The organism is Fulvivirga kasyanovii (assembly GCF_009711405.1).
GTDB lineage: Bacteria > Bacteroidota > Bacteroidia > Cytophagales > Cyclobacteriaceae > Fulvivirga > Fulvivirga kasyanovii.
On record NZ_SMLW01000434.1, the window covers coordinates 1 to 10,285 of the forward strand.

General features: G+C 43.4%; 8 protein-coding genes. 3 read left to right on the plus strand and 5 right to left on the minus strand.

Annotated elements, in window-relative coordinates:
• On the plus strand, positions 1 to 217 hold a 217-nt coding region (locus E1163_RS30950), incomplete at its 5' end, for a hypothetical protein (protein ID WP_221417952.1).
• A gap of 69 nt (positions 218 to 286) precedes the next feature.
• On the opposite strand, the gene E1163_RS06605 is transcribed toward E1163_RS30950, so the two are convergent.
• Positions 287 to 2,677 (minus strand): ABC transporter permease, encoded by a 2,391-nt coding sequence (locus tag E1163_RS06605; protein WP_155170648.1) that lies wholly within the window; start codon positions 2,675 to 2,677, stop codon positions 287 to 289.
• A 128-nt stretch (positions 2,678 to 2,805) separates the two neighbouring features.
• A complete protein-coding gene (locus E1163_RS06610) occupies positions 2,806 to 4,095 on the minus strand; it encodes an aminopeptidase P N-terminal domain-containing protein (protein WP_155170649.1) in 1,290 nt (429 codons plus the stop codon).
• Between the two features lie 132 nt (positions 4,096 to 4,227).
• On the opposite strand from E1163_RS06610, the gene E1163_RS06615 reads away from it, so the two are divergent.
• Entirely contained in the window at positions 4,228 to 5,697 is a 1,470-nt protein-coding gene (locus E1163_RS06615; RefSeq protein WP_155170650.1) for a S8 family serine peptidase, read from the plus strand.
• Here E1163_RS06615 and E1163_RS06620 read toward each other — a convergent pair whose 3' ends face one another.
• Together E1163_RS06620 and E1163_RS06625 are read right to left on the minus strand one after the other, a co-directional pair.
• A complete protein-coding gene (locus E1163_RS06620; protein WP_155170651.1) occupies positions 5,698 to 7,572 on the minus strand; it encodes an ABC-F family ATP-binding cassette domain-containing protein in 1,875 nt (624 codons plus the stop codon).
• Between the two features lie 64 nt (positions 7,573 to 7,636).
• Positions 7,637 to 8,092 (minus strand): DUF4199 domain-containing protein, encoded by a 456-nt coding sequence (locus tag E1163_RS06625; protein WP_155170652.1) that lies wholly within the window; start codon positions 8,090 to 8,092, stop codon positions 7,637 to 7,639.
• Positions 8,093 to 8,223: 131 nt separating this feature from the next.
• On the opposite strand from E1163_RS06625, the gene E1163_RS06630 reads away from it, so the two are divergent.
• Positions 8,224 to 9,255, plus strand: a complete 1,032-nt coding sequence (locus E1163_RS06630) for an SRPBCC family protein (protein WP_155170653.1) — start codon at positions 8,224 to 8,226, stop codon at positions 9,253 to 9,255.
• A 39-nt stretch (positions 9,256 to 9,294) separates the two neighbouring features.
• Here the strand turns inward: E1163_RS06630 and E1163_RS06635 are convergent, their stop codons facing one another.
• Positions 9,295 to 10,266 (minus strand): zinc dependent phospholipase C family protein, encoded by a 972-nt coding sequence (locus tag E1163_RS06635; protein WP_425482683.1) that lies wholly within the window; start codon positions 10,264 to 10,266, stop codon positions 9,295 to 9,297.
• Between the last annotated feature and the right edge of the window lie 19 nt (positions 10,267 to 10,285).

Sequence of the window (10,285 nt, forward strand, 5' to 3'; positions counted from 1 at the left end):
AAAAACAATGTTTGTAACTATTTTAACGATAATATATTCAGCCATTGCCTTGTATATAATTGCAAGGTTTGTCAGAGAAAACACACAGAAAGTGACAATTTGGGCAAATAAGGTACTAATAAAGTATCAGAAAGTGATATTCGGCAGCCGTTACTGGAAGGGTTCAGACATCGAGGAAAAGCAGGTGTCTGATTTAAGAACAGAAGCTAAAGCGTAAATTAGTCTCCGATTGCTGAGGAAAATATTCCTCAACAACGGAGACTTTAAACAGTGGCAATACCCGTTTTTATTCGTCTTTTAAGGCATTAACCGGATTGGAAATAGCGGCCCTGATGGTGTGATAACTCATGGTAAGCACAATAACAGAAAGTGCTATTACTGCAGAAAGTATAAAAGTAGGCACTTCATCTTTTAGCTCTATGCGGTATGCAAAGGCCTGTAGCCAGGTATCCATAAAGTACCATGCTACAGGAAAAGCTATGATGGTAGCTATCAGCACCAGCACCACAAATTCTTTGGATAGCAATGCCACAATGCTCTTTACACTGGCTCCTATTACCTTTCTGATCCCTATTTCTTTAGTCCTCCTCTCCGTAGTAAATGCAGTAAGGCCGAGCAGTCCCAGACAAGCAATAGCGATGGTCAGTGAAGAAAATATGGTGAAAATATCACCCCTTCTTTTGTCTGAGGCATATTGCGAGGCAAAATCCTGATCAAGAAAGTTGTACTCGAAAGGCTTATTGACAAACGTTTGCCGCCAGGCTGCGTCGATTTCCTCCACTGTCTTTGCCATATCGGATGTTTTCAGTTTCACATAACCATAGTAGTTGTTCTGGCCATACATGATCATTAATGGCTCTATTTCGTCATACAGGGAGTTCTGATGATAGTCTTTCACCACTCCTACTACCCGCTTGGTGATCACAGTATCTCCCTGCTGAGGTATATCAAATTTTTTACCTAAAGGCTCAGTCCACCCCATCCTGTTTACCATCGACTGATTGACGAGTACCGCCAAAGAAGTGTCAGAAAGGATATCCCTTGAAAAATTTCTACCTTCCACAATAGTCATTTGCATAGCGTCTATAAAATCGAAGTCGGCGATAAAAAAGTCTATGCCGCGTTCGTTCATCTCGCCCTCTTCGGTTTCAACATTAAAAATCACTTTATTGACATTGTTTCCGGGGCTTGATGAGGATGAAGCCACACTGGTAACATCAGGATTATTCAAGAGCTTTTGACGTAGTCCGTTATACGCGGTACGCATCTGCTCATCGGGCATTTCAAACCTCAAAACCTGCTCCTTATTAAATCCAAGGTCTTTATTCATCAAAAACCTAAGCTGATCAAACACCACCAGTGTGGAGATCAGCATGAAGATTGAAATGCTGAACTGAAGAACCACCAGGGACTTTCTCAATATGGTATTGCCTCCTCTTGAAGACAATTTGCCTTTTAACACATTTACCGGGTTGAAGCGGGAAAGATAGAAGGCCGGATAACTCCCCCCGATTACTCCAATAAAAATGACTATGGCAAAAAGTGCAACAAGCACCTTGCCCTGCAACAAATACCCCACTTCTATCTGCTTGTTGGCCAAGTCATTAAAGGCCGGAAGCAAGGCGTATATCAGAAGTATACTAACCAGCAGCGCTACCAAACTCATTACCACCGACTCCACCATAAACTGGCTAATCAACTGCTTTTTGCCAGCTCCCATCACTTTCCTGACACCTACCTCCTTAGCCCTTTGCGTAGAGCGGGCAGTAGCAAGGTTCATATAGTTGATGCCCGCAATAATCAGCATAAAAATGGCTACAGCACCAAAAATATAGATGTAAGAAATATCTCCGCCCTCCTCGGCTTCATCCTGAATTTTTGAATAAAGGTGAATATCAGTGATCCGTTGCAGTTCGTAATTGATAGTAATTTTGAATTGCTCAAATATCGGGTTAACATGGTCTTTGACTATTTTATCAAAGTTTGTCTGAAAATTTGCAGGCTTATAGCCCTCAGGCAGTTGAATGTAGGTAAAAACCCCAAAATTGCCCCAACTACCCTGATATTGCGGTGCAGAATTACGGGAAATGAGTCCATCGAACCGGAAATGAGAGTTAGCAGGAACATCTTTAATTACACCTGTAATTTTTAGTTGATCATTGTCCTGATCTGTAAGCGACTGATTAAGGCAATCGGTGGTACCAAAATACTTATTTGCCATACTTTCGGTAATGACCATAGAGTATGGCTTATCAAGCGCGGTTTGCGGGTCACCGGCTATAAACTCATAAGAAAACATGTCGAATACCGTTGAATCTGCCAGGAACACGTCCTCTTCGTAAAAAGATTTGTCTTCGTATGTGTACAGGTTTCTTCCAAGCCCAAAAAAGCGAACAGTATTGACAACATCAGGGTAATTCTGCCTGAGCTCATCTGCCATCGGGATTTGGGCCACTGCCCATGTAAATGAGTTGTCGGGCTCCTTAATGTTAGAAACCACGCGATATATATTCCCGGCATTTTCATGGTACCTGTCATAGCTGAGCTCATCCATGATGTAAAGCCCGAGAAACATGCTACATGTAATACCGATAGCCAGACCAAGAATATTGATTGCACTATAGCCTTTTTCTTTCAGGATGTTCCTGATGGCTATCTTAAAAAGATTTTTTAACATGATAATTGAGTTTTATGACCTGAATGAAATCTAGCCATAAATACTCAATTATTATTATATGGTTACTTGAACGGTCAAATTCATGTACTCAACCGTGAAATTTAAGAATTGAATATCAGAGAATTAACTTAGCTATTCATCAGATCTTCTATTTCTTCCGGTTCTATCGGTATGTTCCTCATCAGATCGTTGAGTCCGTCCTCCGTAATAACCACATCGTTTTCAAGCCTGACACCAAGGTTCTCTTCCCTGATATATATGCCCGGTTCTACGGTAAATACCATACCCGGTTGCATTTCCCTGTATATGTTGCCTACATCATGCACATCAAGCCCGATATGATGTGACGTTCCATGCATGAAGTATTTTTTATATGCCGGTTTATCCGGGTCTTGTTTTTTTATATCAGTTTTATCCAGCAGTTTAAGCCCCAAAAGCTCACTTTCCATGATCTTACCTACTTCTTTATGGTACTCCGGAATAGTATTTCCAGACCTTAGCATTTTCATCGCTTCACGCTTTACCCGAAGCACGGCATTATAAACATCCTTTTGTCTCTTCGTGAATTTACCACTTACAGGGATGGCGCGGGTCATATCGGCATTGTAATTGGCGTACTCGGCCCCTACATCCATCAAAAGTACATCTCCGGCCTTGCATTGCTTGCTATTCTCAATATAATGCAGCACGCAGGCATTAAAACCTGAAGCAATGATCGGGATATAAGCAAAGCCACGAGATCGGTTTCTTATAAACTCATGGATATACTCTGCCTCTACTTCATATTCCATCACTCCCGGCTTTACAAACTGTAACACCCGTCTGAAACCTTTCTCGGTGATATCACAAGCTGTTTGCATGGCCTCAATCTCTTTGGGAGACTTAATCGCCCTCAGTTTATGCATCAGTGGAGCGGACCTTTCATATTTATGAACTGGATATTTGTCGCGGCACCATTTACCAAAACGGACATCCCTGGTCTCCACGGCCACATCGGCCCTGATGTGTTCATTGGTGTTCAGATACACATATTCTGCCTCGGCCATCAGTGTGTTAAAAACTCCTTCAAACTGAGAAAGCCAAAAGATCTTTTCTACACCAGAAGCCTCGGTTGCCTCTTCCTTGGTATACTTATGTCCTTCCCATATAGCAATATTTTCATCGGTTTCTTTGAGAAAAAGTATTTCGCGCAGCTTTTTATCATGAAAGTCCGGGTACAACACGAGTACACTTTCTTCCTGATCAATCCCTGACAGATAATACAGGTCGTTGTTCTGCCTGAACGGCATAGTACCGTCTGCATTGGTAGGCATTATATCATTAGCATTAAAAATGGCGATGGCATTGGTTCTCATCTCGTTCGCCAGCCTTCTCCGGTTTTCTATAAAAAGATCTTTTGTAAGGGGAGTATATTTCATAGTCTTGAGATTTTAGTCTTGAGTTCTGAGTCATCACGGCCGTGACTGGATGGCTCCTTACTGCTTTGTACCTGTTATTTTTCTTAGTTTTAGTGCTTTTATTTTCAACCTGAAAAAGTGTAGATTTAATTTATGCAGAAGTTTTACCTTCATATCATTCTTTTTCTGTTTTTGGCGGCTGAATCAGGAGCTCAACAAAAATACTGGATATATTTTAAAGACAAAACGGGCACTGAACAAGCTCCAGGCACCGATTTTTATGACCTGCCACTAAACAAAAGCTACCTCGACAGCCTGTCGGCTCTGAATATACCCGTCATCCATCAGTCAAAATGGTTAAATGCTGTAAGTGTTGCCACTGAACAACACAGGATACAACTCCTTGAAAACCTTGATTTTGTAGACAATGTCCAGCCTGTGAGCAGGGAACTTAAGGTTTACGCCTATTCCGCCATAGTAAACAACCAGACTTATGCCCTGCAACAGCTCAATGCTGATACCCTGATTACGATGGGGCTACATGGCAAAGGGGTAAAAATCGGTATTATTGACGGCGGCTTTCTTGATGCGGATAAAGAAGAATCGCTGAACCGTTTTTCAAAAGAAATCGGCCCCTCCTATTATCATAATTTTATCGAAAAAGACATTCCTGACCCTTTTGCCGGATCCCGTAAGCACGATGATGACCATGGCACCAAAGTATGGAAGCTTATCGGCGGATTCAGCAAAGATAACAACAAACATTACGGTCTGGCCAGTCAATCCACTTACTACCTAGCTCGTACTGATCAGGGCGACAAAGAATACAGAGGTGAAGAAGATTACTGGATTGCGGCCCTGGAATGGATGCATGGCCACGGTATAAGGCTGGTCAATTCTTCATTAGGCTACTCCACCGGATACGACAACCCTAACGAAAACTATCATCCCCGGGATGTAGACGGGCAATCTGCCGCTATAACTAAAGCAGCCACTATCGCAGCCCGGGAAAAGAATATGATCTTAGTGATTGCTGCCGGCAATGATGGTGCTAACGACTTCGGGGTGATCTCTATTCCGGCAGATGCAGAAGGGGTACTGGCAGTAGGTGCTACCGGTTTTCTTCACTGGAAGCGGCAAGGCTATAGTTCCATAGGCCCCGAAGGCTTAGCTTATGTAAAACCAGAAGTCGCCTGCTTTTCCGGTCGTGGCACTTCATTCTCCGCGCCTGTAATTACAGGTCTAATTGCTGCTATTATGCAACAAAGACCTGCTATAAGCAATAAGGAGGTTATCGACCTGATCAAGCGATCGTCTCACCTGTACCCTTACCCCAACAACTACCTGGGTTACGGTGTACCGGACGCAAGGAAAATAATCCGGCTTTTGAACCAACAGGAAGTAAAGCCTGCACATCAAGAAATATTGGCGACTGCGGACACCATTGAACTGGAAATAGCCGGCATGAATACCGTGATTTTTCACAAGAAAGACAGGACGCAGGTTATCTCACAGGAAATAGCAAAGCCTCGCAGGAATAAACTTATTGTCAAGCGGGTTGACAATACCCGTTTCTCAACGGTAGCCAGCCCTGAAAAAGTAATTGAAATAAAATGGCCTTAACTACTCCATCTCCGACAGTTCAAGCCATCGCAGTTCCTTTTCATCGATAGCTTCCTCAATTTTCTTTAGTTCTTCACCCCACTCCATAAGTAAATTGTGGTCTTGCTCCCCGGAATTCAAACGCTCCATCAGCTCCTTTTTCTTTTTCGACAATTCCTCAAGTTCACCTTCCAGTGACTCAAACTCACGCTTCTCTTTATATGACATCTTGCGTTTGTTATCATCCTTCACCTTTTCCTGCTTTGGAGGTTCTTCTTTTTTAGGTTCCGGCTTTGATGCCTCCTGCTGCTTGAGCCACTCCCTGTAAATGCTATAATTACCGGCAAAGTCCTTGATCTCCTTACCCTCATCAAATACAAAGAGGTGTTCCACCAGGCGATCCATAAAGTACCTGTCGTGCGAAACTATGATCAGGCACCCCTGGAACTGGCTTAGAAAATCTTCCAGCGTCCTCAAAGTGATCAGGTCAAGATCATTGGTAGGCTCATCCAGTATCAGGAAGTTGGGGTTTTGTACCAGCACACAGAGCAACTGTAATCTCCTTTTCTCCCCTCCGCTCAGATTATCTACATAATCATACTGCGCTTTTGGAGAAAAGTTGAATAAGGTAAGGAATCTTGATGCCGTAACTGTCTTGCCATCGGATAGCGTAATCACCTCGGCGATTTCCTGCACCACTTCAATGACCTTCATACCCGGTTTAAACTCAGGCTCTTTTTGCTTGTAGTATCCCATTACGGTTGTTTCTCCTTTGGAAACCTCTCCCGCATCTGGCTGGAGCTGCCCGGTGAGAATGTTAAGGAAAGTTGATTTACCGGTACCGTTCTTTCCTACAATACCCAGTCTTTCACCCTTTTTAAAGGTATAGCTAAAGTTTTCAAACAGTTGCTTTTCCCCGAAGCCCTTGGACACGGCCTCCATCTCAAGCACCTTTCCGCCCTGCCTTCTCGTTTTCACATCAAGCTCAAGCTTCTGTTTTTCAAGGTTTTGGTGTGCCTTTTCTTTAACTTCCTTGAAAGCATCTATTCTGTACTTAGCCTTGGTACCCCTGGCTTTTGGCTGTCTTCTGATCCACTCCAGCTCCTTATTGTACAGGTTTTTGGCCTTTTCTTTCTCGCTTTGCTGCTGCTCCTCTCTTTCTGATTTCTTCTCCAGGAAATAAGAGTAATTGCCAGAGTACTTGAAGATCTGATGTTGATCCAGTTCTATAATTTCATTGGTGACACTTTCCAGAAAATACCTGTCGTGGGTAACCATAATGATTGCCATCTGACTTTGGGAAAGATATTCTTCCAGCCACTCAATAGCATCAAGATCAAGATGGTTTGTCGGCTCATCGAGAATGACAAGGTCAGGCTTTTCAATAAGTGTTTTGGCAAGGCCTACGCGCTTCTTTTGACCTCCGGACAATTCCCCGACTTTCTGTTGAAAATCAGATATGCCCAGCTTACCCAATATCTCCTTCACCTGCCCTTCATAGTTCCACCCGTCGAGTTCGTCCATTCTGGAGATAAGGGACGTGATCTTATCGGCTGCTTTCGGGTCTGTTTCACTTTTGAGCAGGCACTCTTCATATTGCTTTACCAGCAGAGGTAATTCATCGGTACTATCCAATACGGCTTCGAGCACGGTTTGCGCAACTTCAAAGTCGGGCTGCTGCCCCAGATAGGTCAGCTTCACATCATTGGCCAGCACCACCTCTCCCGAATCGGGGGCATCCAGCCCGGCCAGTATTTTCAGCAATGTGGATTTACCACTGCCATTAACTCCTACCAAAGCCACTTTTTGCCCCTGGTCTATCCCAAAAGAAATTTCCTGAAAAAGCACTCTCGCGCCATAAGACTTCGAAAGCTTGTCTACCGATAAATAATTCATGGTGCAAAGCTAATGTAAATTGCCCTGCTATTTGAGATGAGCCAGCAAAGATTATTGTCGCGGCTCATTCCAGTTTTGTCGGATCCATATAGTTCATGGTAACGAATGACACCAGTAACGCCGAGGCAATGCCCTCTACCACAATCACTACTGAAACTATATATGGATTCATAAACCTCCCCATGGGCTCATTTTCGATAATACTCTGCATGAGACCTGTATCGATAAACGAGACATAAAAGAACACAAACAGGCCAAACAGAATGGAACCTATAATACCGGTCAATATGCCCGTGCCCATTCCTTTAAAATAGGTAAACTCCTCCGGGGCCTTCTTTTTAAGGGTTTTGATCGCCGTGAGGATACCTGCAATCATAATAACAACATTCATTACCCTCAGCTCAACTACATAAAGTAACCCGAGAAGCTGCATGATGAAAAAGAACACGATCAGTCCTAAGGCTATGGACAAACCATACTTTTCTGAAATATAGGTTTTTGCGCTTGATTTGGTTTCCATGGCAGGTTGAAGTTTGGTGGTATATCAATTTACAAAAAATCCGGTTCATCTGAAAGCAGGCATATCCGGGTTTATTTTTCCCTCCTTTTTTTCTAACTTACCCTTATCAACCATACTAAAACCCCATAATTATGAAAGCACTAAAAGTAATAGGTGTAATTCTAGGAATCCTTATTTTAATAGGATTGATATTATACTTATCAGGCCCGGATAAATACTATATGGAACGATCAATAGTGATCAATGCCAGCCCGGCTGTGGTATATGATGAACTCAATAGTTATGAAAATTTCAATAAATGGTCACCCTGGTTTACCAAAGACCCAAACACAAAATACACCTATGAAGGCCCGAAAACAGGAGTAGGCACAAAAATGACCTGGACGAGTGACCATAAGGAAGTCGGCACAGGCTCAATGTGGATCGTTGAGAATGAAGAAAACAAAATGGTCAACAGCAGAATGGCCTTTGGCGGTTACCCGGGGGAACCCAATGCACGATTTGTACTTGAGGACGCAGAAAATGGCGCCACTAAGGTAACCTGGACTTATGAAGAAGAACTACATGGCATTGCTCCGGCTTTCGCTGTATTTTTTGACCTGGAATCAATGTTGGGACCTGATTATGAAAAAGGCCTGTCTGATCTAAAAACCTATATCGAATCAAAACCGGCACCCGCCACTGATATAGCTGTAGCCGTAGTAGATGTGGAGCCTATAACCTACATAGGCCTGGAGGCTTCGGCAGATGCATCGAATTCAGATGCTATAAGCTCAACCATGGCCACATTGTATGGTCAACTCATGCAGGCGGCTCAAACCTCAAACCTGCAAATGTCGGGAGCACCGCTTGCTGTTTACAAGTCATTTGATGAAGACAATATGGAAATCATCTGCGGGCTGCCCGTGCAAAAAGGCACTACAATAGATCATGAATCTATAACCATTGGGGAAACACTTGGCGGTAAAGCTGTAAAAGCCACTCATAAGGGAAACTATGATAACTTGCCCTTTACCCACGAAAAGGTCAATGAATATATAAAAGCCAACAACCTTCAAATAGTGGGGTACCCGTACGAAGTTTACATTACTGACCCTGAGCAAGTCAGTGATACTTCCCAATGGGTGACCGAGGTTTACTACCCTCTTGGCGGTGGTGAGTAAAGCGTTGTTAACTCCCGGAACATTCTCTTGCTCCGGGAGTTATTCACTTTCATGCTCTCGTGACTCATATCTCTTTTTCTTCCACTCCATAAGTTCAGCTTTTCGTTTCTCAAGTTCCTCTTCGCTGAATTCAAAACCAATCAACTTATCCAAATCCGGCTGTCCCGCATCCACCCAGCAGGTATACCAGAAGTTGCCCACCATTGCGACTGCCTTTCGCATTTGCCGCTCTACCATACCATTAAGCATTTTATGATACGCCTTTGAGAAGTCTGAGGAATAAACCTGTACAGTAGCGTTTCCCCTGGTTTCAAAAGCATACTTTTTATCGCTCCCTGTATCTTGCGTTAGTTTCCTTTCAAAGTTCAGCACAGAGTCCAAAGCTTCATGCGCCTGGATCACTCCGTTCCATATCTCAAGTTGCGGATTATCAATGTACCGGGCCTTACCAACAAAGAAATCATACTCTGAAGAAAACAACTCAGGCAGCCTGGACTCCCATAAACCATGGATACCATGCTGGCCTGTCAACTGGCCATTATAGTTCTGCGTGGTATGCAAGGGCACATTCGCATCGGCGATATAGTGACCCAGATCGGCAGAAAGCACCAGAATAGCCTTAACATCCCCTATCCTCATGGCATCGGTCAGCCTGTACCTCATGAGGTTGACATGCCACGGTACTATGCCGTAGGCATTGAGTGTATCTTCCGTAAATTTTTCAACAGCATCCTGCCAGTATCGCGGCATTTTGTAGACAGCGCTATCACCATACACATCTATATCTATAAAATGGCGTGGCTCCTCACCTTCAACAGCATACCGCCTCTTATCCGGGTTCACCGCATTTTCGGTGATGTATTGAATATGATATTTATAAAAGCCGATCATCTCAACAGGAAGAGTAAAAACAGCCAGCCTGTTGATCTGCTGATGCGCATAAAAACCCCACATCGACGCCGAACAAAAAATAAATATGAGGCCGCAAACGGGGAGTATAATTTTTTTCAAAGTGAGGTAATTACTATTT

Excerpts from the sequence above, each read along its gene's own strand:
- E1163_RS06605 (WP_155170648.1), bottom strand. The coding sequence starts at position 2,677 with ATGTTAAAAAATCTTTTTAAGATAGCCATCAGGAACATCCTGAAAGAA.
- E1163_RS06610 (WP_155170649.1), bottom strand. The coding sequence starts at position 4,095 with ATGAAATATACTCCCCTTACAAAAGATCTTTTTATAGAAAACCGGAGA.
- E1163_RS06615 (WP_155170650.1), top strand. The coding sequence starts at position 4,228 with ATGCAGAAGTTTTACCTTCATATCATTCTTTTTCTGTTTTTGGCGGCT.
- E1163_RS06620 (WP_155170651.1), bottom strand. The coding sequence starts at position 7,572 with ATGAATTATTTATCGGTAGACAAGCTTTCGAAGTCTTATGGCGCGAGA.
- E1163_RS06625 (WP_155170652.1), bottom strand. The coding sequence starts at position 8,092 with ATGGAAACCAAATCAAGCGCAAAAACCTATATTTCAGAAAAGTATGGT.
- E1163_RS06630 (WP_155170653.1), top strand. The coding sequence starts at position 8,224 with ATGAAAGCACTAAAAGTAATAGGTGTAATTCTAGGAATCCTTATTTTA.